Below are 19,547 nucleotides of genomic sequence, written 5' to 3'. Positions count from 1 at the left end.
AGACAGACATGACAGCATTCGCACCATTGACCCGCCGCAGGGTGGGCACGCTGGCCCTGGCCTGCGCCGCCGTGGCCGCCGCCGGCCCTGCGCTGGCCCAGGAAGTCGTCAAGATCGGCTACTCCGGCCCGCTGTCGGGCGGCGCTGCCCAGTACGGCAAGAACGTGCTCGACGGCATGCAGATGGCCGTCTCCGAGATCAATGCCGCAGCGCCCGAGATCGGTGGCAAGAAGGTCAAGATCGAGATCGTTCCGCTGGACGACAAGTACAACCCGTCCGAGACCGCGATCAACGCCCAGCGCCTGGTGCAGCAGCACAAGACGGCGGCCATCCTGGTGCCGCATTCGGGCGGCATCTTCGCGCTGCAGACCACCAACGAGCGCAGCAACTTCATCGTGCTGGCCTACAGCTCGGTGCCGCAGATCACCAACCGGGGCAACAAGCTGACCCTGCGCATCCCGCCCGAGTTCACCTCGTATATCGACCCGTTCTCCAAGTACGTGATGGGCCGCTTCGGCAAGAAGGTGGCCCTGGTGGGCGCCGACCACGACTACGCCAAGGCCTGGGTCGCCGCCTTCAAGCCCGGCTGGGAAAAGCTGGGCGGCACCGTGGTGGCCGAGAACGCCATGAGCTACAACCGCGCCACCGATTTCTACAGCGGCGTGAGCAAGGCCCTGGCCGAGAAGCCCGACGTGCTCTTTGTGGGCGGAGCCTCCGAGCCCACGGCCCTGGTCGTCAAGCAGGCTCGCGAGCTGGGCTTCAAGGGCGGCTTCGTGGTCATGGACCAGGCCAAGCTCGACGAAATGGCCCGCGTGGTCGGCGGCTATGCGCCGCTGGAAGGCGCCATCGGCGTCATGCCCGTCTCCGAGGACACCAAGCCCGAGAACAAGGCCTTCGTCGAACGCTTCGGCAAGGTCTACCCGGGCCGCATCCCCGGCTCGGAGGCGCAGTGGAACTACACGGCCGTGCACGCCACCGTCAAGGCCATGCAGCTGGCCGGCTCGGCCTCGGACACCAAGGCCATCCACGCCAAGCTGGACGAAGCCTACAAATCCCTGCGCCCCGACGTGAACCCCGGCGGCGTCAAGGGCGTGGATGAGCGTGGCGGCACGTTGACCACGGAGCGCGGCGCCGCTGTGCGCGATGGCAAGATCGAGGCGGTGATGACGGTGGCGAACAAGTAGAGCGCCGCTCAGTTTTTCGACCGAAAGCGCCTGGTGCCAGCTTGATCTGGCCCAGGCGCTTTCTTGTGGACTCAGTTGTCCGGTACTTGCGTTTGACGTTACTGACGCGGCACGTTATTATTTGCTTCCATGACGATCCAGTCATTCAAGTGCCCCGACACCGAGCAACTGTTCCAGCAGAGGCGGGTGCGTCGGTGGAGCAGCATTGAAGTGGTTGCGCTGCGCAAGCTTCGGATGCTGCATGCCGCTCATGTGCTTCAGGACTTGAGGGTCCCGCCCGGAAACCGGCTGGAGGCGCTGCACGGATATCGCAAGGGGCAGCACAGCATCCGCATCAATGACCAGTGGCGCGTGTGCTTTGTGTGGACCCATGAAGGCCCGAGTGAGCTGGAGATCGTCGATTACCACTGAAGCGAAAGCGTTGATCCTGGATCTGGCGCAGGAGTGCTGACCATGAACAAACCTTTGAACCTCCCCACGCCAGGCGAAATCCTGGCCACTGAATTCCTGGAGCCCATGGGCCTGACGCAATACCGCCTGGCCCAGGCCATCCATGTCCCGCAGACACGCATCGCGGCCATCGTCAAGAACGGCCGCTCCATCACGGCGGATACGGCGCTGCGCCTGGCGCGCTTCTTTGGCACGTCCGTGGAGTTCTGGATGAATCTGCAAAGCCAGTACGACGCCGATATCGCGCGCGAGGCCATAGGCGACGACCTGGAGTCCATCGAGCCCTTTGCTCTGCAGGCTTGAAGAAGACATGCTGAGTCGCTGCGCAGCGGCTCACGTAAGAAAGGCCCCTGCACCGCGGTACAGGGGCCTTTCTCATTGCAGGGCTGCGTTGTTTACAACAAGCTCGCTCCACCATCCAGCACCAACGCCTGCCCCGTCATGTGCCGCGATGCATCGGACGCCAGGTAGACCACGGCGCCCTTGAGGTCCTCCTCGCCGCCGATGCGTCGCAGCGGGGCGCGGGCGATGAGCTGGTCGCCGAGCTTGTCGATGAGGCCGTTGGCCAGCTTGCTGGGGAAAAAGCCCGGGCAGATGGAGTTGACGCGGATGCCGTAGTGGCCCCACTCCGAGGCCAGGGTGCGCGCCAGGTGCACGGCGGCCGCCTTGGAGGTGTTGTAGGCCACGGTGTTCATGCCGGGCGGCGTGCCCTTGAAGGCGGCGACCGAGGCCGTGATGATCACGTTGCCCCGGCCCTTGGGGATCATCACGCGCCTGGCCACTTCGCGGGTGAGGAAGAAGGGCGCGGAGACGTTGAGGTTCATGACCTTGTTCCAGGCCTCGTCCGGGTATTCCTCGGCCTTGGCGCCCCAGGTGGCGCCCGCGTTGTTGACGAGGATGTCGATGTCGCCGCAGCGCGCCAGCACGTCCTCGACCAGGGCGGGGATGGTGTCGAACTTCTGCAGGTCGTTGGTGAAGGTCTCGACCTGGTAGCCCAGGCCCTGCAGGTGGGCCTTGGCTTCGGCCAGCTCGTCGGACTTGCGCGCCGTGATGGCGAGCCGGGCGCCCATCTCGCCCAGCGCCTCGGCCATCTGCAGGCCCAGGCCGCGCGAGCCTCCGGTGATCAGGGCGGTCTTGCCCGTGAGGTCGAACAATGCTTTCACGCTCATGCTGTATGTCTCCTGGCTTGGGTTTCTGGTGGTTGAGCAACACCTGCATGCTAGGGCGCCGGCACCGTGCACGCTGTCGTCTTGGCTACTTTGCCGTGCTGCGCCGTGCTGAGCGGTACCGCGCGGGCACCTGCGGGACAGGCGTTCAGGCCCTGTCGATGTCCTGCTGCAGCCGCCGCACCATGCGCTGCAGCGCGGGCACGCCGTCCTGGCGCAGTGCGTCGGCCGTGACGAAGCGCGAGGGCCCGCCCAGGCTGACGGCCATCAGCGGCAGGCCGCGCCCCGGCGAGAAGGCCAGGGCGATGGCGTTGACCTCGGGCTGCCAGTCGCCGAACGAGCGCGACAGCCAGGGCTGGGGCTGGTTGCCTGCCTCCGGCCACAGCGGCAACTGGGCCTGTGCGGCGGCCCATTGCTCGGGCGCGTGAGACTGCAGATAGTCCAGCGCGCGCTGGCGCTCGGACGCGGGGCTGGCGGCCAGCCAGGCACGGCCCACGGCCGTGGTGGCCAGGGGAATGCGCGAGCCCATGTCCAGGTCGCGGTGCATGAAGCGCGCGCTGGGGCAGTGCTCGATGTAGACCATGTTGTGCCGGTCGCGCGTGGCCAGGGCCACCTCGGCATCGGTGGCGGCCGCCAGCTTGCGCATCAGCGGGCGCGCGATCTGGCGCACGTCCAGGCGCGAGAGCATGGCGCTGCCCAGCGCCAGCGTGGCCGTGCCCAGGCGGTATTTGCCCTCTTCGGGCACATGGATGAGGTAACCCAGCGTGGTCAGCGTGTGCGTCAGGCGCGAGACCGTGGACTTGGGCAGTCCGCAGCGCCTGGCGATGTCCTGGTTGCCCAGCAGCTTCTCACCGGAGCGAAAGCACGACAGCACGTCCAGCCCGCGCGCCAGTGCGACGATGAAGTTGCGGTCTTCGTCGCCTGGCGGGGCTGAAGGAAGGGAGGAGGGCGGCATGCGCCGATTATCGGCAGCCGCCCCGCCACGGGGTGTCGTGGGCTTTACTTCTCGACGAAGGCGCGCTCGACCACGAAGTCGCCGGGCGTGGTGGTGTTGCCTTCCTTGAAGCCGCGGTGCTCCAGCAGCTCCTTGAGTTCGTTCAGCATGGCGGGGCTGCCGCACAGCATGACGCGGTCGGTCTCGGGGTTGAGCTCGGGCAGGCCGATGTTCTGCGGGAAGGTTCCGGCCGTGATCTGGTTGGAGATGCGGCCCTGGTTGCGGAAGGGCTCGCGCGTCACCGTGGGGTAGTAGATGAGCTTGTCCTTGACGATCTCGCCGAGGAACTCGTGCTCGGGCAGTTCCTTCTCGAACAGCTCCTGGTAGGCCAGCTCGTTGGCATGGCGCACGCCGTGCACCACGACCACCTTCTCGTAGCGCTCGTAGGTCTCGGGGTCGCGCGCCACGGCCAGCCAGGGGGCCAGGCCCGTGCCGGTGCCGATCAGGTACAGGTTCTTGCCGGGCAGCAGGTAGTCGATCAGCAGCGTGCCCGTGGGCTTCTTGCCGACGATGATGGTGTCGCCCACCTTGATGTTCTGCAGGCGCGAGGTCAGCGGGCCGTCGGGCACCTTGATGGACAGGAACTCCAGGTGCTCCTCGTAATTGGGGCTGGCAATGGAGTAGGCGCGCAGCAGGTTCTTGCCGTCGACCTTCAGGCCGATCATCGTGAAATGGCCGTTGGAAAAGCGCAGCGCAGTGTCACGGGTGGTGGTGAAGGAGAAAAGGCGGTCGGTCCAGTGGTGGACGGACAGCACGCGTTCTTCAAGAAAAGCACTCATGTTGGCAATACGGTGAATTCGGGGCGGACAGTGCCCGCCGGGACGTTGCAATGAGAGGTCAGTGCCATGCAGGCACGCGGTGGCGGGAAGCGCAGGGGGCAGGCGCGGTGTGCGCGTTGCCGCTGCTTCGTGGCGGCCGGTGACCGGGGCAAGGTCGCTATTGTCCGGTAAATGGCGTCAAAAGGGGCAGGCGCGAACCTTTGTCTTGATACGGATTAGTGATAAGCAAAATGACGCTGGCCGAGTCCAGCGGGCCATCGCCTATTGCTTTTCGGGCAGGCCAGCGTCGAGTGTCCAGGGCTGTATGGCCTGTGCCAGCCAGTCCATGAGCACGCGCACGCGGCGTGGCAATTGGCGGCGGTGGGCATAGACCAGGTGCAAGGGCATGGGCGGGGGCGGATGGCGGGGCAGCACCTCGACTAGTTCCCCTGCGTCCAGCAGCGGCTGCACGGCCAGGCGCGGGACCTGGATCAGGCCCAGGCCGGCCTGGCAGGCCGAGAGATAGGCCTCGGCGTTGTTCACGGTGAGCGCGCCCGCCATGGGCAGGCTGAGTGCCTGGCCGTCCTCTTCGTAATCGAAGCCCAGCGGCCGCGCGCCCAGCGTGCGCTGGTAGTGCACCAGCCGGTGACCTCCCAGATCCTGCAGCGTGGCGGGCAGCCCGTGGGCCTGGACATAGCCGGGGCTGGCGCAGGTGGCCAGCGCCACCAGGCCCAGCGGGCGGGCGACCAGCCCGGGCTCGTCCACGGGGCCCAGGCGCAGCACGCAATCAAAGCCTTCGCGCACCAGGTCCACGCGACGCTCGGTGCAGCTCAGTTCCAGCTCCAGCGCAGGATGGCTTTGCAGCAGTTGCGGCAGCAAGGGCATGACCACATGGCGCGCCAGGCCGGTGGTCATGTCCAGCCGCACCTTGCCTTGCAGCGGTGCGTCGCCGGCCTGCTGGAACTGGCCCTGGAATTCGTCCACGTCGGCCAGCAGGTCCTGGCAGCGTTCGTAGCAGGCCTGGCCGTCCTGGGTGAGCTGCACGCGCCGCGTGGTCCGGTGCAGCAGCCGCGTGCCCAGCCGCGCCTCCAGCTGCTGCACGGCCTGGGAGACGCTGGCCTTGGGCAAACCCATGCTGTCGGCCGCACGCGTGAAGCTGGCCATCTCGGCCACGCGGCTGAAGATCTGCATCTGCTCCAGAAGCTTGATTGTTTGCATGGGACGAACAAATAAATCAGAAACAGCCAATTTATCCAAAAATAGACCTTCAATACAGTCGCTGTCATTGCAAACCACCTAACGAGGTCCGCCATGACAGCTTCTCCTTCGACCGCTTCTTCCCCTGCCGCCCGCCGCATCGTCCTCGTCACGGGCGGCAGCCGCGGCCTGGGCCGCAATACGGCCGAGCACCTGGCGCGCCAGGGCCTGGACGTGGTGCTGACCTACCGCGAGCGTGCCGACCAGGCCCAGGCCGCCGTGGCCGCCATCGAGGCGCTGGGCGGGCGGGCCGCCGCCCTGCAGCTGGACGTGGCGCGCAGCGCGGGCTTTGCGGACTTTGCGGCCCGCGTGCGCAGGGTCCTGGCCGAGACCTGGCAGGCCGACCGCCTCGATGCGCTGGTGCACAACGCCGGCATCGGCATCAATGCACCCTTCGCGGCTACCACCGAGGCGCAGTTCGATGAATTGGTCGCCATCCACCTGAAGGCGCCGTTCTTCCTGAGCCAGCACCTGCTGCCCCTGCTGCGCGACGGCGGCAGCATCATCCACCTGTCCAGCGGGCTCACGCGCTTCACCCAGCCCGGTTATGCGGCCTATGCGGCCATGAAGGGCGGCGTGGAGGTGCTGACGCGCTACCTGGCGCGCGAGCTGGGGGCGCGCGGCATTCGCGTCAACACGGTGGCGCCGGGGGCGATTGCCACGGATTTTGGCGGCGGCCGTGTGCGCGACGATGCGCAGATGGGCGCCGCCCTGGCCAGCCAGACGGCGCTGGGCCGCGTGGGCCAGCCCGACGACATCGGCCCCGTGATGGCCGCCCTGCTGCAGCCCGGCATGGGCTGGGTGCAGGGTCAGCGCATCGAGGCCTCGGGCGGCATGTTTCTCTGAAGGCGCCAGGAGGGGCGTCAGCGCAGGCGCTCGCGCGCCACCATGGACAGCAGCACGATGGCGGCGGCTGCGCTGATGTGGCCGAACCAGGCCACCAGCCCCAGCGACCAGGGCTCCACCTGCAGCGCCGCCCACAGCGACAGCGCCAGCAGCACCCCGCCGGCCGCGCGCAGGCGCCGTGTGTGGGCAGATGGAAGTTCCTTGCCGAACAGGTCGCTCTGGTGGCGGTCCATGGCCAGGGCCAGGCAGGCGAAGGCGCCCAGGGCCAGCAGCTGACAGAACAGATGGGCCATGCTCATGCGCTGGTCTCCGCTGCGGCGGCCGCTGCTGTGGCGGCCACTGCCGTGGCGGCTGCTGTAGTGGTGGCTGACTTGGGCGCGGGCCGGGCGGCGCGCACCGGTTTGGCCTTGGGCTGGTGGCGCTGGGTGCGCAGGGCCAGATGGGCATGCAGTGCGGCCAGGGCCAGCAGCATGAGGTCCATGCCCGCGAATACCCAGTCGCCCGCGCGCAGGCTGGCCAAGAGGCCGCGATCCGTGGTCAGCGCGTTGACCACGGGCAGCAGGGCCAGAACGGCGGCGCCGGCCCACAGCAACTCGATCCAGGCCCGCCTGGCGGGCCGGCCCATCGCCCAGAACAGGGTGGCCCCCCAGGCGATGAACATGGCATGCACCTCCCACTCGGCGCGCTGCGCCATCTCCACCGGCAGCAGGCGGTTGGCCCAGAGCATGCCGGCCATGCCGATGGACAGGCCGGCGATGGTGGCGATGTTCAGCCGTTCCACGAGCCGGAAGCCGAAATGCGGCCTTTCCGGGTCGGGCAGCTTGCTGCGCCGCTTCACGTTCCACAGCACCAGTCCTGTTCCCACCATGGCCGTGCCCGCAAGGCTGACGATGAAGTACAGCCAGCGCGTGGGCAGGTCGCCGAAGCGGCCCATGTGCAGCGCATAGAGCACGCCGCGCGTCTCGGCGGCGGTGCCCACGCTGTCCTGGGCCTGCAGCAGCTGGCCGCTGACGCCGTCGAACGTCATGAACTGCGGGCTGATGGAGACGCGGCCGTTGTCGCCGCGCACCACGACCACGCTGGCCTTGGCATCGCCGGGCAGGTTGACGTTCAGGCGCTCCACCTGGCCCGCGCCCCAGCGCTGCTCGGCCTGGCGCACCATGTCGGCCAGCGGTGCCAGGGGCGCGGCCTGCCCCGAGGGCTTGCCAGCCGGAACGAAGGCGCTGAGCTGCTGGCCTGCCACCACGCGCTGCTCGGGCGTCATGGTGGTGGCCAGGCTGGCCCAGGGCATGTACATCAGGGCCAGCGTCACCAGGCCGGTGTACGTGATCATCAGGTGAAAGGGCAGGCCCAGCACGGACAGCGCGTTGTGCGCGTCCAGCCAGGAGCGCTGGCCCTTGCCCCAGCGGAAGGTGAAGAAGTCGGCAAAGATCTTCTTGTGCGTGATCACCCCGCTGACGATGGCCACCAGCATGAACATGGCGCACAGCCCCGCCAGATAGCGGCCCCAGAGCACGGGCATGTAGTGGAACTGGAAGTGGAAGCGGTAGAAGAACTCGCCGCCGCGCGTCTCGCGCACCGGGCCTTCGAGGCGCGTGCCGGTGGCCGGGTCGAAGCGGCCGTTCTCGAAGCGGCGCCTGGTGCCCTTTTCGGTCTGCGGCGGGCTCCAGAACACCGTGGCCACCGTGCTGCGCGCATCGGGCAGGTTGATCAGCCATTGCGGGCTTTGCGGCGCCACATGCGCCATGGCGTCGCCGATCCGCTGGGCCACGAGCGCGGGCTCGCTCGCCTGGCTCTGGTGCGGCTGCTCGGGCTGCATCCACTGCGTGATCTCGTTCCTGAAATAGCTCACCGTGCCCGTGAGGAACATGGCGTAGAGGAACCAGCCCAGCAGCAGGCCGACCCAGGTGTGCAGGTCGGACATGGTCTGGCGGATGCCGGGCGCCTTGGCGGCTTTCCCGGGCTTGGCAGACTTGCCGGCCGTGTTCGTGGTGTCCGGGGTGTTCGTGGTGCTCGTGTTCATGCGCCCAGCCCCTTGCCCCAGGTCCACCACGCGGCAGGCGCCAGCACCAGGGCGGCGACCAGCAGGCCGGCCCAGGCGCGCGTGGCGCTGCGCACGGCAAACACCCAGATCACCGCGCCCGCGTAGACGGCAAAGCTCAGCAAGGTGCCCGAGATCGCCGCCTGCGTGCGGTCTGCGGGCAGGGCCATAACGGCCACGCTGGCCAGCGCCGCCACGGCGTAGCCGCCAAAAATCGCGGCGAGGATGCGGGAGATCAGCGGCCCGTAGTCACGGAACCAGTCACGGAACCAGTCATGGGTGCGGGCAAGAGTGGGAGATGGCATGGCGCAGTGCCTGGAAAGGCTCGAAAAACACCGGCAGAGGAGGCGGCGGTGGCGCGGATGTTATTTGAGAATAAGTCCCATTACAAGCAACGCTGGCAAGCTGCACGCCTGCCGTCCCTCCGCCTCCCCAACGCTGTCCCTCAGCCGGCCGGCAGCCGCATGCGTGCCTGCAGGTTCTCGAAGATCTGGCGCGTGACGGGGCTGATCACATGGCTGCGGATGTACAGGCGGTAGACCAGGTCCGGCAGCGGCGGCATGCCGTCGCCCGCGCCCAGCACGCGCAGGCCCGGGTCGAGTTGCTCCACGCCGCGCGCCGTCACGCCCAGGCCGGCGCGCAGCGCTGCGCGTATGCCGACCAGGCTGGTGCAGGTGTGGCGCGGTGTCCAGGCGATGCCGGCCGCATCCAGCGCGTCGCAGCCCAGGCGGCGGAAGATGCTGGGCCCGTCGGCCATGACCAGGGGCACGGGCTTGCCCGGGTCATGGGCATAGCCCGCGCCGCACAGCCACACCGTGGGTGTGGAGCGCAGGGCAAAGCCCTCGAAGCCTTCGTCCTCGCGGTTGGAGATGGCCAGGTCCAGCTCGCCCTGCTTGAGCGACTCCATCAGGAACGGGCTGCGCCCCACATGGATGTCGATCTGCATGCCCGGAAAGTTCAGCGCGATCTCCTGCAGCACGGGCGGCAGCATGTTGTCGGCCGCGTCGTGCGGTGCGCCAATGCGCACCAGGCCCTGCACCTGGCGGTGCTGCAGGTTGCGCAGCGCCTCGTCGTGGATGGCCAGCATGTGGCGCGCATAGCCCAGCAGGCGCTGGCCGTGGTCGGTGAGGCGTTTTTGCCGGCCCTGCTTCTCGAACAGCGCGTGGCCGATCTTCTCCTCCAGCCGCTGCATCTGCTGGGTGATGGCCGATTGCGTGCGGCCCATCTGCACGGCGGCGGCGGCAAAGCTGTCGTGGCTGGCAATGGCGGCCAGGGTGCGCAGCAGGTCCAGGTCAAGCGTCTCCATACTTCAATTTTATTGAAGTATTTGTTGAGGGTGCGTGGATTGTTGCGGGCCGGACGCCTCACTACAGTGGGCTTCAACGACGACAAGGAGTCCCCTTTGAACACCACCACCACCACCACCACCATCACCGAACAGCGCAGCGCCGCCGTGACAGCGGCCATCGACCACATGAAGCAGGCCATTGGCGAAGGCGCTGCCACGCGCGCCAGCCTGGACGCCGTGCTCCAGCAGCTGCTGGGCCTGGCCGCGCGCCGAGACTTCTGGCAGCAGGCCGACTACGCCGCGCCCGAAGAGGGCGAGCACCAGGCGCGCTACCTGATCGCCGAGGACGCCGACCAGAGCTATGCGCTGTACCTCAACGTCATGCGCCCGGGCAAGCGCATCGTGCCGCACAACCACACGACCTGGGCCTGCATTGCCGCCGTGGAAGGCACGGAGCACAACCGCGTCTACGAGCGCACCGACGACGGCTCCGTCCCCGGCAAGGGCACGCTGCGCGAGACGGATCTCGTGGTGGTGGCGCCAGGCCAGGGCATCGCCCTCATGCCCGAGGACATCCACTCCGTGGAGATCCAGGGCGAGCAGGTCATCCGCCACCTGCACATGTACGGCCGCGCGCTGGAGACGCTCAACGAGCGCACCAGCTACGACCTGGCCGCCGGCACCTGCCAGACCATGGCCATCGGCGTGCAGACGCGCCGCTGAGCCCCGGCCTTCCGGCCGCTACCTCCCGCTTCCTGCCTTTTCCCTGTCCATGCCGCAGCGCGCCCCACGGGGCGCGCGTGGCACGGCTTTGCCCGAAATTCCTTGCCGATCTTTTTCCCGGACCGCATGCAATGACCGCATCCATTGACGCCCACACCCTCAAATCCTGGCTGCACGACGGCCAGGAGATCGCGCTGCTCGACGTGCGCGAGCACGGCCAGTACGGCGAGTCGCACCTGTTCTACGCCACGCCCCTGCCCTACAGCCGGCTGGAGCTGGATGTGCCCCGCCTGGTGCCACGCAGGCAGGTGCGCGTCGTCACCTACGACGGTGGCGAGGGCGATGCCAGCGCGGGCGTGGCCGGGCGCGCCGCGCGCCGCCTCGAAGCCCTGGGCTACACCCAGGTGTCTGTGCTGGAAGGCGGCACCCAGGCCTGGAGCGCGGCAGGCTACACGCTGTTCGCCGGCGTGAACCTGCCCTCCAAGACCTTTGGCGAACTGGCCGAGCACGCCTACGGCACGCCGCGCATCACGGCCCAGCAGCTGGCGGCGCGCCAGGCGGCGGGCCTGCCCCTGGTGGTGCTGGACGGCCGGCCCGTCTCCGAGTTCCACAAGATGAACATCCCCGGCGCCATCTGCTGCCCCAATGGCGAGCTGGCGCTGCGCGTGAGCCGCCTGGTGCCCGATGCGGCCACGCCCATCGTGGTCAATTGCGCGGGCCGCACGCGCTCCATCATCGGCGCGCAGACCTTGATCAACCTGGGCATTCCCAACCCCGTCTACGCGCTGGAAAACGGCACCCAGGGCTGGTACCTGGCCGACCTGCCGCTGGAGCATGGCGGCACGCAGCGCTATGGCGACGACTCGGCCAGCAGCGCGCTGCAAGCACAGGCCCGCGCCCTGGCCGAACGCTTCGACGTGCCCGAGGTCGATGCCGACACCGTGCGCGCCTGGAGCCAGGATGCTGCGCGCACGCTGTTCCTGTGCGATGTGCGCACGCCCGAGGAATTCAAGGCCGGTTCGCTGCCCGGCGCCCAGCACACGCCCGGCGGCCAGCTCATGCAGGCCGGCGACCAGTACGTGGGCGTGCGCGGTGCGCGCCTGGTGCTGTTCGACAGCGATGGCGTGCGCGCCCCCGTGGTGGCCAGCTGGCTGCGCCAGCTCGGCCATGACGCCTGCGTGCTGCGGGGAGGCCTGCACAGCGGCCTGGACCTGGCACCGGCCCAGCCGCCCCAGGTCCCCGCACTGGCAGGCATCACGGCGCAGGCCCTGCACGAACGCATGCGCCAGGGCGAGGTGGCCGTGGTCGATCTGCGCGCGGGCATGAAGTACCGCGCAGGCCACATCGCCGGAGCCCGCTGGTCCATCCGCCCGTGCTTGGCCAGCGATCTGGCCGGCGAGACGCGCCAGATCGTGCTGGTGGCCGACGAGCCCGGCATGGCGCAATGGGCAGCACTGGAACTGCAGGGCGCCGCGCCGCTGCTGCTCGAAGGCGGCCTGGCCGCATGGCAGCAGGCCGGCCTGCCCGTCGAGGCCACGCCCGACAGCCCCACCGACGCCGAGTGCATCGACTACCTGTTCTTCGTGCACGACCGCCACGACGGCAACAAGCAAGCGGCACGCCGCTACCTGGCCTGGGAGACGGGCCTGGTGCCGCAGCTCGATGCCCAGGAACTGGCCGCCTTCCGCCTGCCGAGTGCATGAAGCTCCCCCTGAGCGGCTTCGCCGCTTCCCCCTCTCTCGCTGCGCGGGAGGGGGACGGCACCCTCGCTGCGGGGGCGGCGCGGCCGGCGTAGGCCCTTGCTTGGTGCCCCTGGCCAAAGTCACGTCAGTTGCAAAGGCAGCGCCATATATCGCTGACTTGCCGTAGAGCGACATAAATCAGATCACATAACGACAGGAGACAAGACATGTTCGCAACCCTCAACCTGGCCAGGATGCTGGCCGCCAGCCTCGCGGCCCTGGCCATGCTCTCGCAGGCCACTGCCGAGCCGCTGGCCGCACGCAACGGCTATCCGGCCCAGCCGATCCGCTTCATCTCGCCCTTCCCGCCGGGCGGCGGCAACGACGCCAGCACGCGCTGGGTCACCACGCGGCTGACCGAGGCCACGGGCCAGCCCTCCGTGGTGGAAAACCGGGGCGGTGCAGGCGGCAACATCGGCGCCAAGGCCGTGGCCGAGGCCAAGCCCGATGGCTACACCGTGCTCACGGGCCAGGTCTCGCTGATGGCGGTGAACCCCGCGCTCTACAGCGCGCCGGGCTTCGATCCGCTCAAGAACTTCGTGCCCATCACGCAGATCAACGCGGCGCCGCTGGCCATCGTGGTCGCCTCGGCCTCGCCCCTCAAGAGCTTTGCCGACCTGGTGGCGCGCAGCAAGGGCGAGCCGGGCCGCGTCACCTATGCCACGCCCGGCAACGGCACGCTGTCGCACCTGGTGGGCGTGGTGCTGTCCAAGGAAAACGGCGTGCCCATGACCCATGTGCCCTACAAGGGCGCGGGGCCGGCCATCAACGATCTGCTGGGCCAGCAGGTCGATGTGCTGATCACCTCCACCTCGTCCGTGGCCGGCATGATCCAGGCGGGCCAGGTGCGTGCGCTGGCCGTCACCAGCCCGCGCCGCATCGGCGTGTTCGGCAAGGTGCCCACGCTGGAGGAACTGGGCCTGCGCAATGCGCGCTTCGAGGACTGGTACGGCTTCTTCGCTCCCGCCGGCACGCCGCCCGAGCGCGTGGCTTTCTTGCACGACGCCATCGTGCGCACCCTGCAACTGCCGGAAGTGACCAAGCTGGTCGTCGATGGCGGCAGCGAAGTCGTGGCCAGCACGCCCGAAGCCTTTGCCGCCCAGCTGCGCCAGGACATGGAGCGCTGGTCGCGCGTGGTCAAGCTCTCGGGCGCGAAGATCGACTGATGGCTGCCGAACACGCCCCCGTGCCTGGATCATCGGCCTCTGGCGCCCCCGCGCTGGACCTGCAGACCCGGCTGCTGCATGCGGGCAAGCGCCCGACCTATGCGGGCGGCACGGCCGTCAACCCGCCCCTGGTGCGCGCCAGCACCGTGCTGTTCGAGAGCACGGCACAGCAGCGCGAGATGCGCGAGCGCCGCGCCGGCGAGCGCATCTTCAGCTACGGCGCGCGCGGCACACCCACCGGCTTTGCGCTGGAAGATGCCGTCAGCGAGCTGGAAGGCGCCCACCGCACGCGGCTGCTGCCTACCGGCCTGGCGGCCATCGGCATGGCCCTGCTCAGCTACCTGCGCCCCGGCGACCATGTGCTGCTGACCGACAGCGCCTACCAGCCTGTGCGCCACCTGGCCGGCCAATGGCTGCGGCCCTACGGCATCGAGTACGACTTCTTCGCGGCCGATGGCAGCGACGCCCAGGCGCGCATGCGTCCCAACACCCGCATGGTCTATGCCGAATGCCCGGGATCGCTGGTCTACGAGATGTGCGACCTGCCCGCGCTGGCGGCCATGGCCCATGCGCGCGGCGCCCTGGTCGTGGCCGACAACACCTGGGGATCGGGCTGCCAGTACCGGCCGCTGGCGCTGGGGGCCGATGTCTCGGTGATGGCAGCCACCAAGTACCTGGCTGGCCACTCCGACGTGATGATGGGCACCGTGGCCACCACCGAGGCCGCCTGGGAGCCGCTGGCCGCGCGCTGCGATGCCTTCGGCATGGCGGTCAGCCCCGACGATGCCTGGCTGGTGCTGCGCGGCATGCGCTCGCTGGCCGCACGGCTGCAGATGCACGAGGCGCATGCGCTGGAGGTGGCGCACTGGCTGCAGCAGCACCCGGCCGTGGCCACCGTGTTCTGCCCCGCGCTGCCCACGCACCCCGGCCATGCGCTGTGGCTGCGCGACTGCCAGGGCACCAACGGCCTGGTGTCGCTGGAGCTGCAGCCCGGCACCGCCGAGGCCGCCGTGGACCGCTTCATCGACGGCCTGCGCCTCTTCGGCATCGGCGCCTCCTGGGGCGGCTACGAGAGCCTGGCGACGGCCGCGCACATGGCGCAGGCGCGCAGCGTCACCGACTGGAGTGCGCGCGGGCCCGTGGTGCGCCTGCACATCGGTCTGGAGTCGCCGCGCGACCTCATCGCCGATCTGGAGCAGGGGCTGGCGGCACTTTAGTGGATAACACGCTCTAGCGGCCTGCCTGAGCGCTCGCCAGCTCGCCGGCCAGCGTCTGCACCAGCGCAGCGGCCGGCATCTCGCGCGCCAGCGGCGCACCCTGGCCGGCCCAGTGGGCTGCGTAGTCGGAGCTGCCCTGCGCCGAGGCCGCCTGGTGCAGCGCCTTGCCTGCGTCGTAGACGCGCGGATAGTCGGGCAGGGGCTGGCCATGGCTGGCGCCCAGCGCATGCAGCCGGTTGACCATGCCGCGCGCCGGCCGGCCCGAGATGGCGGCGGTGATGCCTGTGTGGTGGGCGCGTTCGCTGCGCAGCTCGGCACGGTAGGCCGGGCTGGCGGACGATTCAGGGCAGAGGATGAAGGCCGTGCCCAGCTGCGCCGCGCAGGCGCCCAGGCCCAGCGCGGCCGCAATGCCTTCGCCATCCATGATGCCGCCGGCCGCGATCACCGGCAGGGCCGTGTTGCGGGCCAGCACGCGCACCAGGGCGAAGGTGCCCATCATGCGGTCCTGCGCGGGATCGAACGTTCCGCGGTGCCCCCCGGCCTCCACGCCCTGGGCCACGATGGCATCGACACCGGCCTGCTCCACCTGGCGCGCCTCGTCCAGCGACGTGGCGCTGGCCAGGGTCACGACGCCGGCCGCGCGCAGCGCGTCGATGAAGCCCTGCTCAGGCAGCCCGAAATGAAAGCTCACCACGGCGGGCCGCTCCTGCAGCAGCATGGCCTGCAGCGCCGCGTTGCCGACGGCGGTGGCGTAGATCTCGTTGAGCGTGGCAGGCGGCGCGGCGCCGAAGCGCGCGAACTCGGGCGCCAGATGGGCCAGCCAGGCGGCCTCGCGCTGCGCATCGGCCCGGGCCGGCCGGTGGCAGAACAGGTTGACGTTGAAGGCGCCCGAAGTCAGCGCGCGCGTCTGCACGATCTGCTGGCGTGCCTGCTCCGTGCCGCTGGCGCCAATGCCCAGCGAGCCCAGGCCGCCGGCCTCGGTGACGGCGGCCGCCAGCGCGGGCGTGGACGTGCCGGCCATGGGGGCCTGGATGATGGGATGGCGCATGCCCAGGCGGGCCATCCACGCGGTCTTTGCGGTGCTCATACGACTCCTTGTTTCCTGCCTCGAATCCGCGCACTCATGCGGCGGCCTGCCGGCGTGCGCTGGCGCGGCTGGCGGCGATCATCAGCGTGCCCAGCAGCAGCGACACGCTGCCGATGACGAACAGGCGCTGGTACGAGCCCAGGCCCGCATAGCTCCAGGCCATGAAATACCCCGACACGGCCTGCATCAGCGCAAAGGCCGCCGTGGCATAGCCCCACATGCGCTTGTGCTGCACGGGGCCGATCAGCTGCATCAGGTAGCCCGAGGTGATGGCCGCCATGCCCGGCGACAGCGCGCCCACCAGGAAGGACGAGGTCGCATGCCCCGCAAATCCCACCCAGAACAGCGGCATGGCAATGGCCAGGGTCTTGACCGCATAGGCGCCCGTGGTCGTGCCCCACCAGCCAAAGCGCGTGGCGCACAGCGAGGCCACCAGCGGCCCGGCAATGGCGCCCAGGCCGAACACGGCCCACTGCGTGGAGGCATAGGCATCGCCCAACTGCAACTCGCGCGCCAGGTAGTCCACCCAGAACACCGTGTGCGGCACAAAGCCGAAGGCATCCGTCATATAGGCCAGCATCACCAGCACCACGGGCAGCGTCCACAGGGGCGCGGCGGGCACGGGCCGGGCATGGGGCGTGATGGCGATGGGCGCAGGCACCGGCAGCCGCCGCACATGGCGCCAGCCCAGCCAGCCGGCCCAGGCGCAGACCGCCGCCAGCGCCCACCAGACGGCGCCCAGGCTCTGGCGCGCCAGCAGCGGTATCAGCGTGGCCGACAGCAGGGCGCCGGCGCCTATGCCGCAGAACATCAGCGGCCCCAGGGCCGCACGCCGCTGCAGGGGGGTGGCCGCCAGGGCCACCGAGGGGCCCAGCACCATCAGGATGGCGCCGCCAATGCCCGAGATGCAGCGCCAAGCAAAGAACCAGGGCATGGGCAGAGGCCAGGCACAGGCCGCAAAGCTCAGCGCCAGGGCCACCCAGCACCACAGCAGCACGCGCAGCGCGCCCAGGCGTTCGGCCAGCGGCGCGGCGGCCAGCGCCCCGATCAGATAGCCCAGCAGGTTGGCCGCACCCAGGTAGGCCACCTGCTCGCCGCTGAACCAGCCGGCATGCACCATCTGCGGCATCAGCGCCGTGTAGGCAAAGCGCGCCAGGCCGACGCCGCTGAGCGTGGCCATGAAGCCGGTCAGCAGCAGGGAAGTTTCGTTGCGTTGGATCACGGGAGTGGGCGCCATGCGGGGAGGATGGGCATACCTTAAGCCGCCGGAGTCATCATGTCCAATGATTCAAAATGATGGCGTCGATCTCGATTGAAGATGAATGCCACTGGAGCCGCGATGCAACTGAAGTCCCTGCGCATGTTCCTGGCCGTCTGCGACAGCGGCAGCTTCGGCGCTGCCGCGCAGCAACTGCACACCGTGCAGTCCAACGTGACGGCCCATGTGAAAAAGCTCGAGGACGAGGCCGGCGTGCAACTGCTGGAGCGCAGCGCTCCCGTGCACGCCACGCCTGCCGGCCGCCTGCTGGAGCAATACGCGCGGCGCATGCTGGCCGACCATGACGAGGCGCTGGCCCTGCTGCAGGGCAGCGCCCGGGCCGCCGGCGCGCTGCGCATAGGCTCCATGGAAACCACGGCCGCGCTGCGCCTGCCGCCGCTGCTGGCGCGCCTGCACCAGGCCCGGCCCGGCCTGGACCTGGAGCTGCGCACGGCCACCACGGCCGAGCTGCTGGCTGACCTGCTGGCAGGGCGGCTGGACTGCGCCTTCGTCTCGGGCATGCCGCCCCAGTCGCGGCTGCAGGGCTGGAAGGTTTTCGAGGAGGAACTGGTGCTGGTCACCGCATTCGCGCTGCCGCGCTTTCCCGATGCCGCCCAGCTCAGCGCCGTGCCCTTCCTGGCCTTCCGCCAGGGCTGCAGCTACCGCCAGCGCATCGAGCTGCTGCTGGCCGCGCGCGGCGTGGCGGCACGCATCATGGAAATGGGATCGCTGGACGCCATCCTCGGCTGCGTGGCCGCCGGCATGGGCTACGGCCTGCTGCCGCGCAGCGTGGTCCAGGCCCAGCAGCACCGCTTCGGCGTGCACATCACGGCCCTGCCCGGCGCACTCGCCCAGGAAGTCGCCCGCGTGGAAACCTGGTTCGTCGTGCCCGCGCGCCAGGGCTGGTCGCCTGCGCTGCATGCGTGCGTGGAGGTGTTGGGGATCGAGGGTGTGCAAGGCGAAGAGGCCCTGGGCATGGAAGCCGTCCCGGCAGCGTCTGCCTGAGACTCAGAACAGGTCGGAAGGCAAGGCTGCTGCCTTTTGGGCGATGTCCACCAGTCTTTGGGCCTGGGTGGTCGCATAGGCGGCGATGCGCTGGGCGAAGACGTGTTCTTCTGGCGTGTAAGGCGATTCGCGCAGAACCTTGGCCGCCGCACCAGGAGCTGCCCTGGCCATGCGCTGGGCTTCACGTGCGAGCAGCCTGCGGTCTATCGCACACAGGTGCGCGAAATGCGCAAACTCGAAGGGTGTGAGTTCCTCCAGCGCAAAGCAGTCGCCGAAGGCCATCGCCAGTTCCTGGGACACATCGGGATACTGGGCCACGCTGACGAGGTCGTACCAGGGTGCGGTCGCCAGGCCCTGCGGCAGCACGTGGAAGGAGAAGTTCTTGCCATGTGCGTCGCCATTGCCGATCAGTATCTGGAACAGCGCCCATCGGATCATTGCCAGCTTGTCTGCAGCCTTCGCCACCGAGTGCTCCAGTAGACCGAACAGCCGGGGAAAGCTCATGCCGTCGCGGTATAGCCGGGCATCGCCCACGCTGCCTACGTGGTGCTCGTACTTGTAGCTGACGGGCAGATCGCCCGCTTGGCATGCATCGATGATGTGGGTGCGCAGGACCCGCCTTTGCGGCGCCTGCCGCACGCGGTCAAAGCGCCTGACTGCCAGCACCGGCTGTGGTACGTGCAGCATCTGCACCTCGGCTGCAGGCAAGCGCATGGCCGCTGCCAGGCGCATGCAGAAATGCTCGTTCACCACCATGTGCGGCACCGCGCTGTCGCGCGGCTGGGGTTTGAGGATGTGGGTGGACGGAACGTTGTCGGGAAGGAAGATGGTGCCCTCCTGCACGCTCTCGCCTTCCACGTGCACGGGCAGCTTGTCCTGGTAGCCGGCCACCGACATGCGCACTTTGCCATCCCACTCGATGAAAGGGCGTGTCTCTCGGTCTGCAATGCGTTGGGAGAGTTCCGCTGTCGATATGGGGCGAGCGGCATTGGCGGCCTGGGGATCGGGCTTGCTGCCGTCGGCCTGAAACCGGAAAGCCCCGGTGGTCTCGGCGCCGAGGGCGCGTATCAGACCGAAGATGTTGCCCTTGCCTATGCCCTGACTTCTGGCCACCACATCCAGCGCCGCGCCTTCAGGCAGCAGGTTCTCGATGAAACGCCGGATGGAGCGCGAGTCGTAGCCCCCTTCGGGAGCGGCCAGCGGCAGGCAGGGCGCCAAGTAGAAAGGCCGTTCATGCTCCAGCCATGCAGGCGCATACCGCAGTCCCCAAAGATCGTTGTGCGGGTCATGGGTCACATCGGCCACGTGCGTGCCGACATCGTTCCACAGCGAAAGCGAAAGCGAAAGCGACGGCGGCGTGGCCAT

General features: G+C 68.9%; 20 protein-coding genes. 9 read left to right on the top strand and 11 right to left on the bottom strand.

From position 1 onward, the window contains the following. Positions 1 to 8 precede the first annotated feature (8 nt). The 3 genes from AC5I49_RS08625 to AC5I49_RS08615 all read left to right on the top strand — a co-directional run bounded on the left by AC5I49_RS08625 (position 9) and on the right by AC5I49_RS08615 (position 1,937). On the top strand, positions 9 to 1,184 hold the full coding sequence (locus AC5I49_RS08625; protein WP_013800139.1) for an ABC transporter substrate-binding protein: 1,176 nt from the start codon (positions 9 to 11) through the stop codon (positions 1,182 to 1,184). A gap of 129 nt (positions 1,185 to 1,313) precedes the next feature. Beyond that, the gene (locus tag AC5I49_RS08620; protein ID WP_209801422.1) at positions 1,314 to 1,595 is read left to right on the top strand and encodes a type II toxin-antitoxin system RelE/ParE family toxin; all 282 of its coding nucleotides are present in this window, start codon (positions 1,314 to 1,316) and stop codon (positions 1,593 to 1,595) included. Between the two features lie 42 nt (positions 1,596 to 1,637). Next, on the top strand, positions 1,638 to 1,937 hold the full coding sequence (locus AC5I49_RS08615; RefSeq protein WP_013800141.1) for a HigA family addiction module antitoxin: 300 nt from the start codon (positions 1,638 to 1,640) through the stop codon (positions 1,935 to 1,937). Between the two features lie 92 nt (positions 1,938 to 2,029). Here the strand turns inward: AC5I49_RS08615 and AC5I49_RS08610 are convergent, their stop codons facing one another. The 4 genes from AC5I49_RS08610 to AC5I49_RS08595 form a co-directional block, all read right to left on the bottom strand. After that, positions 2,030 to 2,803, bottom strand: a complete 774-nt coding sequence (locus AC5I49_RS08610) for an SDR family oxidoreductase (protein ID WP_016448669.1) — start codon at positions 2,801 to 2,803, stop codon at positions 2,030 to 2,032. 145 nt (positions 2,804 to 2,948) lie between these two features. After that, positions 2,949 to 3,755, bottom strand: a complete 807-nt coding sequence (locus tag AC5I49_RS08605) for an IclR family transcriptional regulator (RefSeq protein WP_016448668.1) — start codon at positions 3,753 to 3,755, stop codon at positions 2,949 to 2,951. Positions 3,756 to 3,799: 44 nt separating this feature from the next. Then, complete coding sequence (locus tag AC5I49_RS08600; protein ID WP_016448667.1) at positions 3,800 to 4,573, bottom strand: ferredoxin--NADP reductase; 774 nt, start codon at positions 4,571 to 4,573, stop codon at positions 3,800 to 3,802. Positions 4,574 to 4,834: 261 nt separating this feature from the next. Then, a complete protein-coding gene (locus tag AC5I49_RS08595) occupies positions 4,835 to 5,770 on the bottom strand; it encodes a LysR family transcriptional regulator (RefSeq protein WP_495789189.1) in 936 nt (311 codons plus the stop codon). Between the two features lie 93 nt (positions 5,771 to 5,863). Here AC5I49_RS08595 and AC5I49_RS08590 point away from each other — a divergent pair, with 93 nt between their 5' ends. Beyond that, complete coding sequence (locus AC5I49_RS08590; protein ID WP_495789188.1) at positions 5,864 to 6,655, top strand: SDR family NAD(P)-dependent oxidoreductase; 792 nt, start codon at positions 5,864 to 5,866, stop codon at positions 6,653 to 6,655. A 17-nt stretch (positions 6,656 to 6,672) separates the two neighbouring features. Here AC5I49_RS08590 and AC5I49_RS08585 read toward each other — a convergent pair whose 3' ends face one another. From AC5I49_RS08585 to AC5I49_RS08570, 4 genes are all read right to left on the bottom strand, one after another. Next, positions 6,673 to 6,954 carry a DUF3325 domain-containing protein gene (locus tag AC5I49_RS08585; RefSeq protein WP_495789187.1) on the bottom strand — a complete coding sequence of 94 codons (282 nt, stop codon included), beginning with the start codon at positions 6,952 to 6,954 and terminating at the stop codon, positions 6,673 to 6,675. After that, positions 6,951 to 8,678, bottom strand: a complete 1,728-nt coding sequence (locus tag AC5I49_RS08580) for a PepSY-associated TM helix domain-containing protein (protein WP_495789186.1) — start codon at positions 8,676 to 8,678, stop codon at positions 6,951 to 6,953. Before AC5I49_RS08580 ends, AC5I49_RS08585 begins: the two co-directional genes overlap by 4 nt. After that, positions 8,675 to 9,001 carry a DUF3649 domain-containing protein gene (locus AC5I49_RS08575; protein ID WP_495789185.1) on the bottom strand — a complete coding sequence of 109 codons (327 nt, stop codon included), beginning with the start codon at positions 8,999 to 9,001 and terminating at the stop codon, positions 8,675 to 8,677. The genes AC5I49_RS08580 and AC5I49_RS08575 overlap by 4 nt, the downstream gene beginning before the upstream one ends. A gap of 140 nt (positions 9,002 to 9,141) precedes the next feature. Then, on the bottom strand, positions 9,142 to 10,002 hold the full coding sequence (locus AC5I49_RS08570) for a LysR substrate-binding domain-containing protein (RefSeq protein ID WP_016448662.1): 861 nt from the start codon (positions 10,000 to 10,002) through the stop codon (positions 9,142 to 9,144). Between the two features lie 168 nt (positions 10,003 to 10,170). On the opposite strand from AC5I49_RS08570, the gene AC5I49_RS08565 reads away from it, so the two are divergent. From AC5I49_RS08565 to metC, 4 genes are all read left to right on the top strand, one after another. Further along, a complete protein-coding gene (locus AC5I49_RS08565; RefSeq protein ID WP_046239474.1) occupies positions 10,171 to 10,707 on the top strand; it encodes a cysteine dioxygenase family protein in 537 nt (178 codons plus the stop codon). Between the two features lie 131 nt (positions 10,708 to 10,838). Next, a complete protein-coding gene (locus tag AC5I49_RS08560) occupies positions 10,839 to 12,410 on the top strand; it encodes a rhodanese-like domain-containing protein (RefSeq protein WP_495789184.1) in 1,572 nt (523 codons plus the stop codon). A 206-nt stretch (positions 12,411 to 12,616) separates the two neighbouring features. Continuing rightward, on the top strand, positions 12,617 to 13,615 hold the full coding sequence (locus AC5I49_RS08555) for a Bug family tripartite tricarboxylate transporter substrate binding protein (RefSeq protein ID WP_495789183.1): 999 nt from the start codon (positions 12,617 to 12,619) through the stop codon (positions 13,613 to 13,615). Continuing rightward, positions 13,615 to 14,832: a cystathionine beta-lyase gene (gene metC, locus AC5I49_RS08550; protein ID WP_495789182.1), complete on the top strand. Its 1,218-nt coding sequence runs from the start codon at positions 13,615 to 13,617 to the stop codon at positions 14,830 to 14,832. Before AC5I49_RS08555 ends, metC begins: the two co-directional genes overlap by 1 nt. Before the next feature lie 13 nt (positions 14,833 to 14,845). Here the strand turns inward: metC and AC5I49_RS08545 are convergent, their stop codons facing one another. Continuing rightward, complete coding sequence (locus AC5I49_RS08545; RefSeq protein ID WP_495789181.1) at positions 14,846 to 15,919, bottom strand: NAD(P)H-dependent flavin oxidoreductase; 1,074 nt, start codon at positions 15,917 to 15,919, stop codon at positions 14,846 to 14,848. Positions 15,920 to 15,953: 34 nt separating this feature from the next. Beyond that, on the bottom strand, positions 15,954 to 17,156 hold the full coding sequence (locus AC5I49_RS08540) for a YbfB/YjiJ family MFS transporter (RefSeq protein ID WP_016448656.1): 1,203 nt from the start codon (positions 17,154 to 17,156) through the stop codon (positions 15,954 to 15,956). 102 nt (positions 17,157 to 17,258) lie between these two features. Here AC5I49_RS08540 and AC5I49_RS08535 point away from each other — a divergent pair, with 102 nt between their 5' ends. Further along, on the top strand, positions 17,259 to 18,182 hold the full coding sequence (locus AC5I49_RS08535; RefSeq protein WP_074921248.1) for a LysR family transcriptional regulator: 924 nt from the start codon (positions 17,259 to 17,261) through the stop codon (positions 18,180 to 18,182). A 3-nt stretch (positions 18,183 to 18,185) separates the two neighbouring features. Here the strand turns inward: AC5I49_RS08535 and AC5I49_RS08530 are convergent, their stop codons facing one another. Further along, positions 18,186 to 19,547: a HipA domain-containing protein gene (locus tag AC5I49_RS08530; protein WP_279493899.1), complete on the bottom strand. Its 1,362-nt coding sequence runs from the start codon at positions 19,545 to 19,547 to the stop codon at positions 18,186 to 18,188.

This window comes from Delftia sp., assembly GCF_059499305.1.
This window is presented reverse-complemented; position numbering and strand designations above follow the sequence as displayed.